At 50.8% G+C, this 17,348-nt stretch carries 16 protein-coding genes; 9 read left to right on the forward strand and 7 right to left on the reverse strand.

Going from position 1 to position 17,348, the window contains the following annotated elements; genetic code table 11:
- Positions 1 to 728 (forward strand): chloride channel protein (locus VJY99_RS04115; protein WP_324116573.1); only part of this gene is annotated, 728 nt, incomplete at its 5' end.
- On the opposite strand, the gene bioD is transcribed toward VJY99_RS04115, so the two are convergent.
- From bioD to VJY99_RS04130, 3 genes are all read right to left on the reverse strand, one after another.
- Positions 681 to 1,376, reverse strand: a complete 696-nt coding sequence (bioD, locus tag VJY99_RS04120; RefSeq protein WP_324116575.1) for a dethiobiotin synthase — start codon at positions 1,374 to 1,376, stop codon at positions 681 to 683. The genes VJY99_RS04115 and bioD overlap by 48 nt on opposite strands.
- 159 nt (positions 1,377 to 1,535) lie before the next feature.
- Entirely contained in the window at positions 1,536 to 2,753 is a 1,218-nt protein-coding gene (gene mlc / locus VJY99_RS04125; protein ID WP_324116577.1) for a sugar metabolism global transcriptional regulator Mlc, read from the reverse strand.
- A 117-nt stretch (positions 2,754 to 2,870) separates the two neighbouring features.
- Positions 2,871 to 3,779, reverse strand: coding sequence for a LysR family transcriptional regulator (locus VJY99_RS04130; protein ID WP_324116579.1), 909 nt, complete (start codon positions 3,777 to 3,779; stop codon positions 2,871 to 2,873).
- Positions 3,780 to 3,878: 99 nt separating this feature from the next.
- Between VJY99_RS04130 and VJY99_RS04135 the strand changes: the two genes are divergently transcribed.
- From VJY99_RS04135 to VJY99_RS04150, 4 genes are all read left to right on the forward strand, one after another.
- Positions 3,879 to 5,129, forward strand: coding sequence for an MFS transporter (locus VJY99_RS04135; protein WP_324116581.1), 1,251 nt, complete (start codon positions 3,879 to 3,881; stop codon positions 5,127 to 5,129).
- Between the two features lie 73 nt (positions 5,130 to 5,202).
- A complete protein-coding gene (locus VJY99_RS04140; protein ID WP_324116583.1) occupies positions 5,203 to 6,687 on the forward strand; it encodes a carboxypeptidase M32 in 1,485 nt (494 codons plus the stop codon).
- Positions 6,688 to 6,926: 239 nt separating this feature from the next.
- Positions 6,927 to 7,178: an acid resistance repetitive basic protein Asr gene (asr, locus tag VJY99_RS04145; RefSeq protein WP_324116585.1), complete on the forward strand. Its 252-nt coding sequence runs from the start codon at positions 6,927 to 6,929 to the stop codon at positions 7,176 to 7,178.
- Between the two features lie 594 nt (positions 7,179 to 7,772).
- A complete protein-coding gene (locus VJY99_RS04150; RefSeq protein WP_324116587.1) occupies positions 7,773 to 8,579 on the forward strand; it encodes a serine protease in 807 nt (268 codons plus the stop codon).
- Between the two features lie 37 nt (positions 8,580 to 8,616).
- Here VJY99_RS04150 and mdtI read toward each other — a convergent pair whose 3' ends face one another.
- The 3 genes from mdtI to VJY99_RS04165 form a co-directional block, all read right to left on the reverse strand.
- Positions 8,617 to 8,946, reverse strand: a complete 330-nt coding sequence (gene mdtI, locus VJY99_RS04155) for a multidrug/spermidine efflux SMR transporter subunit MdtI (RefSeq protein ID WP_324116589.1) — start codon at positions 8,944 to 8,946, stop codon at positions 8,617 to 8,619.
- Positions 8,933 to 9,307, reverse strand: a complete 375-nt coding sequence (mdtJ, locus tag VJY99_RS04160; RefSeq protein WP_414641570.1) for a multidrug/spermidine efflux SMR transporter subunit MdtJ — start codon at positions 9,305 to 9,307, stop codon at positions 8,933 to 8,935. Before mdtJ ends, mdtI begins: the two co-directional genes overlap by 14 nt.
- A 203-nt stretch (positions 9,308 to 9,510) precedes the next feature.
- On the reverse strand, positions 9,511 to 9,633 hold the full coding sequence (locus VJY99_RS04165; RefSeq protein ID WP_324116591.1) for a hypothetical protein: 123 nt from the start codon (positions 9,631 to 9,633) through the stop codon (positions 9,511 to 9,513).
- 215 nt (positions 9,634 to 9,848) lie between these two features.
- Between VJY99_RS04165 and VJY99_RS04170 the strand changes: the two genes are divergently transcribed.
- On the forward strand, positions 9,849 to 10,883 hold the full coding sequence (locus tag VJY99_RS04170) for an AI-2E family transporter (RefSeq protein ID WP_324116592.1): 1,035 nt from the start codon (positions 9,849 to 9,851) through the stop codon (positions 10,881 to 10,883).
- 45 nt (positions 10,884 to 10,928) lie between these two features.
- Here the strand turns inward: VJY99_RS04170 and pptA are convergent, their stop codons facing one another.
- Positions 10,929 to 11,159: a tautomerase PptA gene (pptA, locus tag VJY99_RS04175; RefSeq protein WP_324116594.1), complete on the reverse strand. Its 231-nt coding sequence runs from the start codon at positions 11,157 to 11,159 to the stop codon at positions 10,929 to 10,931.
- Positions 11,160 to 11,297: 138 nt separating this feature from the next.
- Between pptA and VJY99_RS04180 the strand changes: the two genes are divergently transcribed.
- From VJY99_RS04180 to ansP, 3 genes are all read left to right on the forward strand, one after another.
- On the forward strand, positions 11,298 to 12,389 hold the full coding sequence (locus VJY99_RS04180) for a LacI family DNA-binding transcriptional regulator (RefSeq protein ID WP_324116595.1): 1,092 nt from the start codon (positions 11,298 to 11,300) through the stop codon (positions 12,387 to 12,389).
- A gap of 103 nt (positions 12,390 to 12,492) precedes the next feature.
- Entirely contained in the window at positions 12,493 to 15,588 is a 3,096-nt protein-coding gene (locus VJY99_RS04185) for a beta-galactosidase (RefSeq protein WP_324116597.1), read from the forward strand.
- Between the two features lie 206 nt (positions 15,589 to 15,794).
- Positions 15,795 to 17,276, forward strand: a complete 1,482-nt coding sequence (gene ansP, locus VJY99_RS04190) for an L-asparagine permease (protein WP_324116600.1) — start codon at positions 15,795 to 15,797, stop codon at positions 17,274 to 17,276.
- Positions 17,277 to 17,348 lie beyond the last annotated feature (72 nt).

Here is a 17,348-nt window from a genome sequence, read left to right on the forward strand (position 1 = left end):
CCCTGATGCTTGCCTCACTTGGCCCAGTGGTGATTGCCGCCGTCTGTGCCTTGCTGATGACACACTTGTTAAACGACGAACAAACGCTGCTCTATACCGTCCGCGCACTCAACGCCCCGCAACTGGTTCAATATATTCTGATGGCGTCACTCGGGCTGGTTGCGGGTCTTACCGGGCCGTTGTTTCTCTGGTTAATGGCGCAAAGCAGTAAATTGTTCCAGCGTTTGCAGTTAACCCCGCCATTGCAGCTCGCGTTAGGTGGGTTACTGGTTGGGCTACTTTCGCTTATCACGCCGCTGGTTTGGGGAAATGGGTACAGCGTGGTGCAGTCGTTTCTTTCACAACCGCCCGCACTGTTATTCGTGGCTGGCATTCTGGTTTATAAATTGGCAGCAGTGCTGGCAAGCAGCGGCTCTGGCGCACCTGGTGGCGTATTTACCCCGACCCTGTTTGTGGGTGCCGCATTGGGAATGCTAGTCGGACAATGGTTCGGAGTATGGGCATGGAGCGGGGATAACGTGGCGATTTTGCTGGCATTAACCGGAATGGCAACGCTGTTAGCGGCCACCACACATGCACCGATAATGTCGACGCTGATGGTTTGTGAAATGACGGGGGAGTTTACATTGCTCCCCGGCTTACTGGTTTCTTGCGTGATGGCTTCCGCACTTTCGCGCTGGTTACGCCCGCAGACCGTCTACCGACAGAGCGCCGCAAAGGCGGGATAAATCAATGTAGTTTGCCAGTTCACGCTGTTCGGCACGCGGCAGATAAGGCAACTCGCCCACCAGCGGTGCAGGCAGTTTCTTACTTAATACATCAATGATTTCAGCGTAGTGCGCAAGCCCTGGATTAATACGATTCGCTACCCAGCCAATGAGTGGTAAGCCATCATTCGCAATAGCCTGAGCCGTCAGCAAGGCGTGATTAATACACCCTTCCTGAATGCCCACCACCATCAACACGGGCAATTGCTCCTGAACGACCCATTCCGATAACGGGCGTAAATCATTCATCAGGCTCCGCCAGCCGCCCGTTCCCTCAACCACAACGTGATCAACTTGCCTGGCTAAATTTTGCAGCCCGTCAGACAGCAGCGAATAGTTGATTTGGCTATTGTGGCTAACGCTGCTTTCTTCTGCGCTCAACGCGATAGGATTAATGGCTTCATAAGGCAGTTCAAGTGTGGAAACACTTTGCAGAACTAACGCATCTTTGTTGCGCAGGCCCTCTGGCGTCTCTTTACTGCCTTTGGCTACCGGCTTATAGCCGACAACACTTTTGCCACTGGCTGCAAGAGCCTGCAACAAGGCACGAGAAACTACAGTCTTCCCGACTGAGGTATCAGTACCTGTTATAAAGAAACGCGTAAGCATGACTAACTCCCAAGGCAATGCGTCAAATATCCGTCTTTCGTTATGCTGTAAGACGGATATTAGTGATTAGAAATTGAATAATTCAGGAGAGAAAGTCTAAAAGAATAGTCATTCGGTCAGATTGAGATAGCGCAATTTTTAGTGGATCAGCCTATAACATTACCCTTGCAGCAGGCGAATCAATAAAGAGCCGTTATACATTGCGTCTTTTACCAGTGCCGCACCGGCCATGGTTCCACGGTGATTATATTGCGTACTTTCGACAATCATGTGTTCGCTATACGCCGGTAACGACTGCTGACGAATACAATCAGTGATCGCCGGATGCAGTATTTCTGCGGCCCGGTTGAGTGGAGAACCAATCAGGATTTTTTGTGGATGGAACAAGTTGACCATAATCGCAAGGATTCTGCCGACATTAATGCCTACCCCAAGAATGATATCTTTCGCTAATAGGTCGCCGTTAAGTGCTGCATCACACAGCGATTCGACGGTCAGCGGCTGTTCATGCAGCATTGAACCCATCGACTGGCTCATGCGCAACTGAGCCAATTCCAGCACGCTGTCGATGCTGGCTATCGTTTCAAGGCAACCGTTATTGCCGCAATAGCAGCGCTTGCCGAATGGGTCGACCTGGGTATGACCAATTTCGACCAGGCTGCTGCTACCCGCATGGAGCAGGCGTCCATCGGTAATGACACCGGCACCGACGTTATTATCAATCACCACTTGAATCACATCACGCGCCCCTTTTGAGGCACCAAACAGCCCTTCTGACATCGTCCACGCGCTGATGTCGTGTTGAACATACACCGGCACACCGGTGTAGTTTTCGAGGACCTCGCCCAGAGGCATATCACAGACATCATAAAACGGCATCCGATGGACGATGCCGCGCTTGGTGTCGATAATCCCCGGCATGGTGATAGCAATCGCGGTAAGACGTTCAAGTTTTTGTTGATGACGAATGAAGAACTGGTCGATTTGCACGATGATCCGCTCAATGAGCGGCTGCACATCGTCAACACCGAGCGAAACGGTATCTTCCACAATCAGTTTGCTACTTAAATCATGCAGCCCGAGCGAAATTTCCCCACGGCTGATTCGCACAGACAAATAGTGCCATGCTTCAGTTTCCAGCATCAGACCCACAGCAGGACGCCCCCGGCTACCAGGATCCTGAATTTCAGTTTCCTGCACCAGATGGGCTTCAATCATTTCACGAACAATTTTCGTGATGCTGGCAGGAGCCAGTTGCGCCAGGCGAGAAAGATCGATTCGCGACACCGGTCCATTGGTATCAATCAGACGATAAACAACGCCCGCATTGGTTTGCTTAATCTGATCAATATGGCCCGGTTGGCTATCAGCAACCACTTGCGACTCCCTTTATTTTCGCGCTTCGAAATAAACTTTTGGCTATGGTTAAACACTTCAACCAACGGAGTCAAATATTTACGTAGGGATGTGATTTACCGCACATATTAAAGCACTTTAATCGTCTTTTAGTGCCGTTATTGACTCCGTTAGCAATGCTGAGATCCGCAGTGCCGCAGCGGACAACTCGTGATGTTTGGGCCAAACCAACCACATTTCTGATTGCGCTTCAGCCTCTTCGAGGGGCAACCAAACCACTTCTGACAATCGAACACGTTTAAACGATGCTGGAAGAATCGAAACGCCTAACCCCGCAGACACCAGACCGATAATCGTCATCGCTTCACCGACCTCCTGGGTGATAAACGGTGTAATTGCGTGACGTTGTAACAAACCAAGAATATCGTCGTACAGCCCGGTTCCGACGTGCGGGTCAAAAAAGACAAACGGTTCGTTGGCCAATTGTTGCAGGGAAATCACCGGGCATTGGGCTAACGGGTGGTCGCGGTGCACCATCGCCAACAGCGGTTCCCTTAACACCAGCTTCCAGTCCAGGGTGTCCGGAAGCCGCGTATTTCGCATCAACCCCAATTCAAGTTCGCCGTCGTTGAGCGGTGCAATTTGCGCGCGGGTGTTAATTTCCCGCATCTGCAGGTGCACATCAGGATAACTGCGGCGAAATGTCGACAGGCTGTCAGATACTGTTTTGATAAACGGTGCAGATGAGGTGAATCCAATACGTAATTCGCCCGTTTCCCCTTGATGCAGCCTGGCAGCCCGCCCAGCAGCCACCTCAACCTGGCTTAAAATCTGCCGCGCATCCTGTAAGAACTGGCTCCCGGCTGCGGTAAGGTTCACGCTACGGTTGGTTCTTGCCAGTAAACGTGCGCCAATTTGTTGTTCCAGGATTTGAATCTGCTGGCTAAGCGGTGGCTGTGAGATGCGCAGACGTGCAGCTGCACGGCCAAAATGCAGTTCTTCAGCAACCGCAACGAAGTAACGCAGGTGGCGCAATTCAATATTCATACTTTAAACATATCAATTGAGATTATTAATATATTAGACAGAACATTGCCAATTTTCTACTCTGAAAACAAGACTTCAAAAGCGCATTAAGGACCCATTTTGAGCCGTACAACCCTCGTCGACACCGCTCCGGCCAAAGATGTTGACGACAGACGTTCATCCCAGTCGGCCACTTATATCAAACGGGGTTCGCCCCAGTTTATGCGCGTCACCCTGGCGCTATTTTCTGCAGGACTCGCCACCTTTGCCCTGCTTTATTGTGTGCAACCGATCTTGCCCGTGCTGTCGCATGAATTTGGCGTGTCACCCGCCAGTAGTAGTATTTCCCTCTCAGTTTCTACCGTCATGCTCGCCCTTGGGTTGCTGTTTACTGGGCCACTTTCTGACGCCATTGGCCGCAAACCTGTGATGGTGACCGCGCTGTTGCTCGCCTCAAGTTGCACGCTTATCTCCACGATGATGACCAGTTGGCACGGTATATTAGTGATGCGAGCCTTGATAGGGTTATCCCTAAGCGGCGTCGCCGCCGTAGGCATGACGTATCTGAGCGAAGAGATGCATCCAAGTGTTGTGGCCTTTTCAATGGGGTTGTATATCAGTGGCAACTCGATTGGCGGCATGAGTGGCCGTCTGTTAAGCGGGGTTCTGACCGATTTCTTTAACTGGCGTATTGCCGTTGCCGCCATCGGTTGTTTTGCTCTGGCCTCAGCCTTAATGTTCTGGAAAATATTGCCTGAATCGCGACACTTCCGCCCTTCTTCGCTGCGCCCTAAAACGCTGTTTATTAACTTCCGTTTGCACTGGCGCGACCCGGGTTTACCGCTATTGTTCGCTCAGGGCTTTTTATTGATGGGCGCATTTGTCACCCTGTTTAATTACATTGGTTATCGCTTGATGCAAGGGCCGTGGTACTTGAGCCAGGCAGTGGTAGGCTTGCTGTCAGTGGCGTACTTAACCGGTACCTGGAGCTCACCTAAAGCTGGAGCGATGACCGCAAAATTTGGCCGTGGCCCTGTGATTATCGTATCCACAGCGGTGATGCTGTTCGGTTTGGTGTTAACCGTGTTCTCACCGCTGGCGATTATTTTCATCGGGATGCTGCTTTTTTCTGCCGGATTCTTCGCCGCGCACTCGGTCGCCAGTGGTTGGATTGGTCCACGTGCGAAACGCGCTAAAGGACAGGCCTCATCATTATATTTATTTAGCTATTACCTGGGTTCAAGCCTCGCCGGTACGCTTGGTGGCATTTTCTGGCACCAATTTGGATGGACCGGTGTCGCGAGTTTTATTGGCTCTCTTTTGGTCATCTCATTGTGGGTGGGCACACGTTTGCATCATCGTGCACATTAACCCCATTACGGCCTCGTTTTCGGGATGTCTTTTTGCTATTTTTGCTTATGTAAATCATCCCTTATGAGGCTCTATGGAAAAGCGAAATTATAATCACCTCACACGCACCTTCCAGCGTCTTTCCCGTTTTGCACATCTCTCGGCCATCGCTGGCTGGGATATGTTTACCAATATGCCGCCTAACGGCAGCACAGCGCGCGGCGAGGCTCTGGCTGAACTGAGCGTTTTGCAACACAAAATCCTGACCGATAAGAAAATCGCTACGTTGTTACAGGCGGCGGTTCAGGAAGACCTTACCGAGGTTGAACGTGCCAACCTTCGTGAAATGACCCGCCAATATCAAGAAGCTATTTTGCTGCCAGCCTCACTGGTAGAAGAAAAATCGCTGGTTGGGACGCGCTGCGAACATGGCTGGCGGACACAACGTCCCGCTAATGACTGGCAAGGGTTCGCCACTAATTTGAAAGAAGTGGTCCGCGTTAGCCGCGAAGAGGCACAACTTCGCGCCGAGGCAAAAGGAAAATCCTGCTATGACGCACTGTTAGATATTTACGAACCGGGCATGACCAGCGCCAAACTCGATGGGCTATTCGGGGATTTACGCAGTTGGTTGCCTGATTTATTGCAAAAGGTGGTCGACAAACAGGCAAAAGAATCTGTTATCACTCCGTCTGGCCCATTCGCAACTCTTGACCAACGCGAGTTGGGCCTGGACACGATGAAATTGCTGGGCTTTGACTTTAACGGCGGCCGACTGGATGTTAGTGCTCACCCATTCTGCGGCGGTGTACCAGAAGATGTGCGCATTACCACGCGCTACGATGAGTCCGATTTGGTCAGCGCGCTATTTGGCGTTATCCACGAAACCGGTCACGCACGCTATGAACAAAACTTGCCGCGTGAATGGCTTGGCCAACCCGTTGCTTTAGCACGTTCTACGGCTATCCACGAATCACAGAGCCTGTTCTTTGAGATGCAATTGGGTCGCAGCAAGGAGTTCCTGAAACTGTTGTTGCCAATGGTGACTGCACGTTTTGGCAAGCAACCTGCGTTTGAAACGGCGAACTTTATTGCCGTGAACCAACGTGTTGAACGTGGATTTATTCGCGTCGAGGCCGATGAAGTCAGCTATCCGGCCCACGTCGTTTTACGCTACGAAATTGAGCGGGCGCTCATTGATGGCGATATCGAAGTTGAGGACATTCCTGCACTCTGGGATGAGAAAATGCGGCACTGGCTGGGGCTGTCTACCAAAGACAACTTCCGCAATGGCTGTATGCAAGATATTCACTGGACAGATGGCGCGTTTGGTTACTTCCCATCGTACACGCTGGGTGCGATGTATGCCGCACAACTGTTCAATGCCGCCAAACTCGCTTTGCCGCAGCTTGAAGCAGACATTGCAGAAGGTGATTTCAGCGCGCTATTTGACTGGTTGCGTCAGAATATCTGGCAGCACGGCAGCCAATTCACCACCTCAGAACTGATTACCAATGCCACCGGTGAAGACCTTAACCCGATGTATTTCCGCAAACATTTAGAAGCACGCTATTTGTAATAACCGTACAAGCGCGTGAGCCCCAGGAGCATAGATAACTATGTGACTGGGGCGAGACCCACGATGGGCCGAATAGTCGTGAGCCGCCAATCATCAACAACCTGAAGTATGGCGGGTGCTTTGTACAAACCGTTACACGCCGAAACCAATCACTCACTGAAGCCCTTGATCCACAAGTTTATAGTTCATCTCAACGGCCCCGCTGGGGTTCAAACATAAACACATTCGAGGATGTAGAGATGAATAAAGTATTAGCTCTGGTTGTTGTTGCGACAATGGGTCTGTCCTCTGCCGCTTTCGCTGCTGAAACAACGGCAACGCCAGCACCGGTTGCAACTTCGGCGGCTAAAGCGCCAGCTGCAAAAACCACTCATCATAAAAAACACAAAACAGCAGCCACCGAGCAAAAAGCGCAAGCCGCTAAAAAACACCAGAAAAAACCTGTAGCAAAAACTGAAGCTGCAAAACCAACCACTCAACCAGCTGCATAAGAATTTACCCGGTCCGCCTGTTGAAGAATGACGGGCTTATCGGTAACACCGTTCACTTAAGCCAATGAATGAGGGGAAACACTGGGATTTGGTTCCCGGAGGGACGCCAAACCCGGTGGTCGCCCCGGATATCTCGGTCTTAAACTCACGGTGTCATGAATGAGGGGAAACACCGGGATTGGGTTCCCGGAGGGACGCCAAACGCGGTGGTCGCCCTGAATATCTCGTTCTTAAACTCACGCTGTCATGAATGACGGGAAACACTGGAATTGCGTTCCCGGAGGGATGCCAAACCCGGTGGTCACCCCGGATATCTCGTTCTTAAACTCACGGTGTTAGGCTTATCGGGGCAATCCCCAAAGCATAGCCACACTAAAAACACCCGGTTCGCCGGGTGTTTACTTCCGGAGTCTGGATGATGTTGCGACGCTATAGTTTTGAAATCATCCTTACCCTGCTCATTCTTTGCGGTCTTATTACGCTAAGCTTCTGGCTGTAATGACTTTTTACTCCCACTTTCTGTGCGACCCGTCTATAGTTAATCCATTCGCTGGGTTTATATAAAAAAAATTAATCGCCCCATCAGAGAGTGATATGCGTAAAAAAGTTGTGTTGTTATTAGGAGTGTTGTGTCTTATACCGGCCCTTTCCCACGCTGATGACGAGAGCGCTGCTGACATCAAAAGGCTGTTCTTTGGTCAGGATGATCGCACACGTGTGAGTGATCCTGCTCGTTCTCCGTGGGATGCGATAGGCCAGCTCGAAACGGCCAGTGGTAATTTGTGTACTGCGACATTAATTTCACCTCACCTGGCGCTGACCGCCGGACATTGTTTGCTGCAACCGCCGCACGGAACTCCTGATAAAGCCATTGCTTTGCGATTCATTTCGCGTAAAGGCTCGTGGCGTTATGAGATTCATGACATTGAAGGACGAGTGGAATCTTCGCTCGGTCATCGACTCAAACCTGATGGTGAGGGTTGGATTGTCCCACCGAATGCGGCTCCCCATGATTTTGGGCTGATTGTGTTACACAATCCACCATCGGGTATCACCCCGTTGCCGCTATTTGAAGGCGACCGCGATGCACTCACCGAAGCGCTCAAAATCCAGGACCGAAAAGTCACACAGTCGGGTTATTCAGAAGATAATCTTGACTCCCTCTATACCCATAATGATTGCCTGATAACCGGCTGGGCGCAGAAAACGGTGCTTTCCCACCAGTGCGATACCTTACCAGGGGACAGCGGTTCACCCTTAATGCTGAAAACAGACAATGGCTGGCAAATCATTGCCGTGCAAAGTTCAGCACCTGCTGCCAAAGACCGCTATCGGGCCGATAATCGCGCGATTTCTATTACCGGTTTTCGTGAACAATTACAGCAACTCGCCAATCAATAATTTCACCGCCCGATATTCACTCCGGGCGGTATTTCTTTTACGCCAGTTTGATTAGCACCATACCTATCAGCAATAAAACCAATCCTACCCAGCCTTTGCGATTGAGTCGTTGACCAAATAAGATCCAACCCGCCGCCACCGTTGCGATGATGCCAAACCCACCCCATAGCGCGTAAGCCACTGACAATTCGATACCTTTTACTGCCTGTGAAAGTGCGCTGAAGGCCGCCAATACGGCACAGAGTGATAACACGCCATAACCAAAACGTCGGAAACCATCAGAGTGTTTCAGGAAAATGTTGGCAACGATTTCCAATACCATTGCCGCCAATAACCACGCGGCGTGAACCCATTCAAATGACGGCATGTTTGCTGTCCTTTGAGGGTTTCAGAGCACTTTCTTTCTTCGTGGAAGTACCTGATTTAATCAGCACGATGCCGACCACGAGTGTGGTGAGTCCAATTATTTTCAGCAGTGAGACTGACTCATCAAACAGCAGAACACTGAATAAGGTAATGAATAAAATGCCGATACCTTCCCACATCGCGTAGGCCACACCGAGGGCGATTTTTTTAACCGAAAATGATAATAAAATATACGACAAGGTAATCATTAACAGCATGAAAATATAACCCATATTGTCATCACTGACGCTGGACCATTTCATTGATAGGGTGCCGGTAATTTCCGCAATAATCGCAAATGCCAATAAAATCCAATAGAACATGATTCCTCTCCTGACAGAGAAAATAGTCGTACCAAAGTCTTAAAAGACTGAGTAAATAAAAATGTGACTATTTTTTCCCCAAATAATTTGAGTTCCAGCAATGCAACAAGCCCGTAAATCCCCCTGGACAGAGTGAACTATGTGATTGGGGCGAGCGGGTGCGCTTAACGCTGCTGGGGCACGAAATATAACGGGAAGAAGATCTAAAGCGCGTTGCGCCAGTGTTGTTCACCGGAAAGGGAAAAAGCAGAAGAGAAAGAGGGTGCTTGTTGGATTTCTAACGTTTTGAACAGCTTGTTCGTCAGCATAATGTCCATAGTTTTCACAACGTATCCGCGTTGTTGCTTCTCATCAGTTGCGGATAGTAAATTGTCCTCAGTAGTCAAATATGCTGAATTTGTACCATATCGCAGAATGTACTTGCCTCCCCTTTGCAATTCTTTACGAAGGTTCGCGAAAAAATAACGGTTTATTACTCCGTTGCACCCCCGTATTATACGATTAATTAAGGAACGAATTATTGTTAGTGAGACCCTCAATAGTGTCAAAACCCATTATTACGTTAGGTGGATTAAAAATCGTCATCATGATGGGGATGTTAGTCATCATCCTCGTGGGAATAAAAGTGGCGGCGGATATCATCATTCCGTTTATTCTGGCGCTGTTTATTGCCATTGTTCTCAACCCGATGATACGGCGCCTGGAACGCATTCATGTCCCGCGGGTGCTGGCGATTACCATGGTTATTTCGGTGATTATCCTCCTCGTTGTGCTGCTGCTTGCTTATCTTGGCACCACGCTTAATGAGCTGACACGCACCGTGCCGCAATATCGTGAGTCGTTTATTTTTCCACTCCAACTGCTTGAGCCGTGGCTGAAACGAGCCGGGATCACCGTGTCGATAGATGAACTGTTCAAGTACATCGATCCCAATGCGGCAATGACGATAGCGAAAAGACTGATCACTCAGCTTTCCAACGCCATGTCCTCAATCTTTTTACTGCTGCTGACCGTGGTATTCATGCTGATTGAAGTGCCGCAATTACCGATAAAACTTCAGCAAATGATGTCTCGTCCCGAGGAAGGCATGGGTGAGATTCAGCGAGCATTGGACAGTGTTAGCCATTATCTGGTGCTGAAAACCGCAATAAGTCTGGTCACCGGCCTGGTGGTCTGGATTATGTTAGTCATGTTGGATGTGCGCTTTGCTTTCGTCTGGGCGCTGCTGGCCTTCTCGCTCAATTACATTCCCAATATCGGTTCAGTACTGGCGGCTATTCCCCCGGTCGCGCAAGTGCTGGTGTTCAGTGGACTGTATGAGGCATTACTGGTGGTTGCCGGGTATCTGGCCGTCAACCTGGTATTTGGCAATATCATCGAGCCACGCATGATGGGCAGAGGTTTAGGGTTATCCACTCTGGTGGTGTTCTTGTCGTTGATATTCTGGGGGTGGCTATTGGGGCCTGTGGGTATGCTGTTATCGGTTCCCCTGACAATTGCCGTGAAAATCGCACTTGAACAATACGAAGGTGGCAAGAGTATCGCCGTGCTGCTCAGTGATGTGACAGAAAGATAGTCAGTCAGAGCCGTTCGACTTGGGATGAGCGGCTCTGGCAGCTAATTACAGGGTATAACCCGGTTTTTTGGCGAGAGTATCAAGCACCGGAGCGATCTCTTTATCGTAGACATCCTCTTTCCAGCGGTCTTTCTGGATAGGGGTTAACGCGACAGACAGTGATTCATCCGTTGAGTTGAAATGCTTCTTGAGTACGGCACAAATATCGGCGGCCAGCGCTTCTTTTTGCTCGTCAGTCAGGTCACGCGGAAAGTGTTTTACAGTGATATGTGGCACAGCGATTCTCCCCTTAATTGGAAACAATATACTTACGTTAAGCGCCTGTGCCTTGCAACTGTTACGGCAGACTAATCGCCGTAAATGATCGATAATGCCCAATACACTCAGGATTTAAGCGCCACAAGGAAACCCGCCGTGAAAACCAAATCGATGACGCTTTACGATGTGGCGAAACATGCCAATGTTTCCTATCAAACGGTATCGCGTGTGATTAATCAGGCGGAACACGTTTCTGACAAAACCCGGCGTAAAGTCGAGGCGGCAATGCAGTCGCTCAATTACGTTCCAAATCGTGTTGCACAGCAACTGGCAGGGAAACTCAGCCAGAACATTGGCTTGGTGACCAGTAATTTGTCGCTGCATGCGCCATCACAAATCGCCGCAGCCATTAAGTCCCAGGCCAGCAAACTTCACTTTAATGTGATGATATCGATGATTGAACAGCCTGATGGGGACGCCTGTAAAAGTGCGGTCAATAACTTGCTTTCACAGCGGGTTGAAGGCTTGATAGTCAACATCCCCCTGGAGGATGAGCAGGTGCGAGCCATCACTGAGATGTGTGGCAACGTCCCTGCGTTATTCCTGGATGTGTCACCGGATTTGGATATAGACAGTATTACTTTTGATGCGACAACCGGCACGCATCTGGCGATTGAGCATCTGGTGAAGCAAGGCCACCAGCATATTGCTTTACTGAATGGACCGCAGACTTCTGTTTCTGCCCGCTTGCGTCTTGAAGGTTGGCAACAGGCGCTGGCACAACATCAGCTGATTGCTGCGGCGCAAATGCAAGGTGACTGGAGTTCACAATCGGGTTATCTCCAGACGCTGGCGCTGCTCGGTCAGGGAGTCACATTCACCGCCCTGTTGGTCGCCAACGATCAAATGGCGCTAGGTGCTTTACGTGCGCTGAATGAATCGGGTTTATCCGTGCCAGGGCAAGTGTCGGTGATTGGCTATGATGACACCGAAGATAGCGCCTGTTTTATCCCACCGCTCACTACCATCAAACAAGATTTTAAAGCGCTAGGCAGTGCCAGTGTTGACCGACTGCTTGAAAAAATCCACTCGCCAAATCAGCCGATGCAAACCACGGTACTTCCGGTCACGTTAATCGAGCGTAAAACCACGGCAGAACCGGGTTCTTCGACCCCATCACCACAGCAACTTGCCGATGCGCTTGCGGTACTCGCCCGCCAGGTCGCGCGGCTGAAGTCATTTCTGTGAATTTCCTCACCTGAAACTGTTTTGCTGCTTTACATTGCTGCTCACAAAAATCATAGTAACCAGAATTGTGAGCGCATCGCAAAAATGTAAAGGAACATCCAATATGACCATTCAATCAGGTACTGTCGCCGCATCAGTGGCAGCAATTCTTGGCCGACGTGACTGGGAAAACCCAGCGGTCACGCAATTAAACCGCCTTGCGGCTCATCCCCCCTTTGCCAGTTGGCGTGATGAACAGTCAGCACGTGACGACGCCCCCTCAGAAAGTCTGACGAGTCTTAACGGTGACTGGCAGTTCAGCTATTTTACGCAACCTGAAAAGGTGCCCGAAGGCTGGCTGAATGCGGACTTACCTGATGCTCAAACTTTGCCTGTGCCATCAAACTGGCAAATGTATGGTTTTGATGCACCTATTTATACCAATGTCACCTATCCGATTCCGGTCACGCCGCCGTGCGTTCCTGAAGAAAACCCAACCGGTTGTTACTCGCTCACATTCAATCTCGACCCTTCGTGGCTCGAGAGCGGACAGACACGGATTATTTTTGATGGCGTGAACTCTGCCTTCCACCTGTGGTGCAACGGCCACTGGATTGGCTATGGGCAGGACAGCCGCCTGCCCTCTGAATTTGATCTCAGTAAGGTGCTCCGCGCCGGGCAAAACCGAATTGCGGTGATGGTGCTGCGTTGGTGTGACGGGAGCTATCTCGAAGACCAGGATATGTGGCGGATGAGCGGGATTTTCCGCGATGTGACACTACTGCATAAACCTGCGACGCAGTTGAGCGATGTGCGGATCGCAACACATCTGAATGAAGATTTTAGCCACGCCATTGTAGAAACGCAGGTGGTGGTAAAAGGTGAAATCGACAGCGCAGTGCAAGTCTGCATGCAATTGTGGCGCGGCGAACAGTGCATAGGGGAAAAGCAACAACCCCTCGGCAGTGAGATTATTGATGAACGTGGTGCATATACTGACCGCACTACGCTCAAAATACCCGTCGCCAACCCGTTGCTGTGGAGCGCTGAAGAACCGCATCTTTATCGCGCAGTGGTGATTTTGCGCGATAACCAGGGCGCGACAATAGAAGCCGAGGCCTATGACGTCGGCTTTCGTAAAGTCGAAATTCATCAAGGATTGTTGAAGTTAAATGGCAAACCCTTGCTGATCCGTGGCACCAACCGCCATGAGCATCATCCGGTCAATGGCCAGGTCATGGACGCTGAAACCATGCGCCAGGACATCTTGCTCATGAAGCAGCACAACTTTAATGCAGTGCGCTGCTCGCATTATCCAAATCATCCATTGTGGTATCGCCTGTGCGACCGCTACGGCTTATATGTGGTGGATGAAGCGAATATTGAAACTCATGGCATGGTGCCGATGAATCGCCTGAGTGACGACCCCGTCTGGCTGCCCGCGATGACAGAACGCGTGACACGCATGGTGCAACGCGATATCAACCATCCCTCGATTATCATCTGGTCGCTGGGTAACGAGTCCGGCCATGGTGCGAACCATGACGCCCTCTATCGCTGGATAAAATCAGTCGACCCTTCGCGCCCAGTGCAATATGAAGGCGGCGGTGCCAACAGTGCCGCCACCGATATTATTTGCCCGATGTATGCACGCGTCGACCAGGATCAGCCCTTCCCGGCGGTACCAAAATGGTCAATTAAAAAGTGGATCGGCATGCCGGATGAAACGCGCCCGCTGATTCTTTGTGAATACGCCCACGCCATGGGTAACAGCTTTGGCGGCTTCCATAAATATTGGCAGGCGTTCCGTCAGTATCCTCGTTTGCAAGGCGGCTTTGTCTGGGATTGGGTGGATCAATCGCTCATCAAACATGACGAGAATGGCGAACCGTATTCAGCGTATGGCGGTGATTTTGGTGACAAACCAAACGATCGTCAGTTCTGTATGAATGGTCTGGTGTTTGCTGACCGCACGCCACATCCGGCGTTGTATGAAGCCCAGCAAGCGCAACAGTTCTTCCAGTTCGAACTGCATCGCGAAACCCCATTGCGCCTTGAGATTACCAGCGAATACTTGTTCCGTCGCAGTGATAACGAGCGCCTGATTTGGCAAGTTTCGCAAGCGGGAACACGGCTTGCCGAGGGTGAAGCACGGTTAGATATTGCCCCGCAGGGTAAGCAGGTTATCGTCCTCGATTCGCTCCCAACCATGACTGAAAATGGCGATGTGTGGTTGACCGTAAAAGTGCAGCAAATTAACGCCACGCAATGGTCTGAGGCCGGGCATATTTGCGCCTGGGACCAGTGGCAACTTGCGGGCGTACTTCACACGACAGTGCCACCCGTTAGCGGCGAGGCACCTAAGCTTGAAATCAGCCAGAGTCATTTTGATATCCACCATGGCAGTCATCATTGGCAATTCAATCGTGAAACAGGATTACTCAGCCAGTGGTGGAATGCGCAACAAGCCACACTGTTACAGCCGCTTCAGGATCAGTTCACCCGTGCTCCATTAGATAACGACATCGGTGTCAGTGAGGTCACGCGGATTGATCCCAACGCCTGGGTCGAACGTTGGAAAGCGGCGGGCATGTACCAACTCGAATCACAGTTGGATTATTGCGAGGCTGAGGCTCTGGCAAATGAAGTGCAGTTACGTACAGTGCACAGCTGGCAGCACCAGGGCAAAACGCTGTTCATCAGCCGTAAACTCTGGCGGATTGATTGCCAGGGCGCACTCCACGTGAGTGTGGATGTTGACGTCGCTTTTGGCACACCACCACCGGCGCGTATCGGGCTTACCTGCCAGTTGACCCAGGTCGATGCGCAAGTGAGCTGGCTGGGGTTAGGGCCACACGAAAACTATCCTGACCGCCAGCAATCTGCCCTGTTTGATTACTGGCAGCGTCCACTGGAGGATTTGTATACCCCGTATGTTTTCCCGACGGAGAACGGACTGCGTTGCGAGACCCAAAGTCTGGAATACGGCGACAATCATTGGCAGGGGAAATTCCACTTCAACATCAGTCGCTTTAGCCAACAACTGTTACGTGAGACCTCCCATCGCCATTTGCTCGTTGCACAACCAGGCACGTGGTTGAATATTGATGGTTTCCATATGGGCGTAGGTGGCGACGACTCCTGGAGTCCCAGCGTATCGCCGGAATACTTACTCGATAAACAGCATTACCACTATGAAGTGACCTGGCAGCGCAGCTAAGGTTACCCGCGATGGTCGGCCTCGGTGCCGTCCATCGTTTTTTCCCTCCTCGCCAAACATTCACATTCCCTTATTTTTTAATAAAAAGAGATTAGCGTCCGTTAACATTTATGGATAGGATCTAGCGCCCTTTTGCCATGACGCTGAATGTATAAAAAGCCAGGCACTGCGGTGGGTATCTTTTTAATAAGGAAACAGGGATCACAATGCAAACACGACAAAAAACGGAAGCGGAAAATCACGCGGCCAAACGGCGCTGGCTAAATTCACACGATGCCGGTTATCACAAAGCCATGGGCAACCGCCAGGTACAGATGATTGCCATCGGCGGCGCCATTGGTACCGGCCTCTTTTTAGGCGCGGGTGCGCGTCTACAAATGGCAGGCCCCGCATTAGCACTGGTGTATCTGGTGTGTGGGATCTTTTCATTCTTCATTTTACGTGCACTGGGTGAACTGGTGCTGCACCGCCCTTCAAGCGGCAGTTTTGTCTCTTACGCCCGTGAGTTTCTCGGCGAAAAAGCGTCTTATGTTGCAGGCTGGATGTACTTCGTCAACTGGGCGATGACCGGCATCGTCGATATCACCGCCGTCGCGTTGTATATGCACTACTGGGGCGCATTCGGTGATGTGCCGCAATGGGTCTTTGCTCTTTGCGCACTTGGGATTGTCGGCACCATGAACATGATCGGCGTGAAATGGTTCGCCGAAATGGAATTCTGGTTCGCATTAATCAAAGTCCTCGCGATCGTGGTCTTTTTGGTGGTCGGCACGATATTCCTCGGCAGCGGTAAAATGCTTGATGGCAACACGACGGGCTTCCACTTAATCACCGATAACGGCGGGTTATTCCCACATGGTTTACTACCCGCCTTAGTGCTTGTGCAGGGCGTGGTCTTTGCCTTTGCGTCGATTGAACTGGTGGGGACGGCGGCGGGCGAATGTAAAGACCCGCACACCATGGTGCCGAAAGCCATTAACAGCGTTATCTGGCGTATCGGTCTGTTTTACGTCGGCTCAGTGGTTTTACTGGTGCTGTTGTTGCCGTGGAATGCCTATCAAGCGGGGCAAAGCCCGTTTGTGACTTTCTTCTCAAAACTCGGCGTGCCTTACATCGGCGACATCATGAACATGGTGGTATTGAGTGCTGCGCTTTCCAGCCTCAACTCCGGCCTCTATTCCACCGGGCGCATTCTGCGTTCGATGTCGATGGGCGGTTCTGCGCCTAAATTCATGTCGAAGATGAGCAAGCAACAAGTCCCTTACGCCGGGATTATGGTCACGCTTGGTGTGTATGTGATTGGGGTGCTGTTGAATTATCTGGTGCCTTCGCAAGTGTTTGAAATCGTACTCAACGTGGCGTCGCTGGGGATTATCTCTTCCTGGGCGTTTATCGTGGTGTGCCAGATGCGTTTACGCAAAGCGATTAAAGAAGGTAAAGCGGCAGATGTCAGCTTTAAATTACCCGGTGCGCCGTTCACTTCATGGCTGACGCTGCTATTTCTGTTTAGCGTGTTGGTGCTGATGAGTCTCGATTACCCGAACGGGACGTATACGATTGCCTCTATTCCGCTGATTGGTTTGGTGCTGGTACTGGGCTGGTTTGGTGCACGTAAACGTGTACGCGAAATTGAAAAGCAGATCCATCTTCATCACGAAGACTGCACAACAGTAACCGATGAGCTCTAAGCTCTAAGCTCTAAGCTCTAAACCATTTTGCTCTGAAAAAAGATAGCCACGCTCTGCGTGGTGGCTATCTTT

This window comes from Buttiauxella sp. (genome assembly GCF_035271705.1).
Taxonomy (GTDB): domain Bacteria; phylum Pseudomonadota; class Gammaproteobacteria; order Enterobacterales; family Enterobacteriaceae; genus Buttiauxella.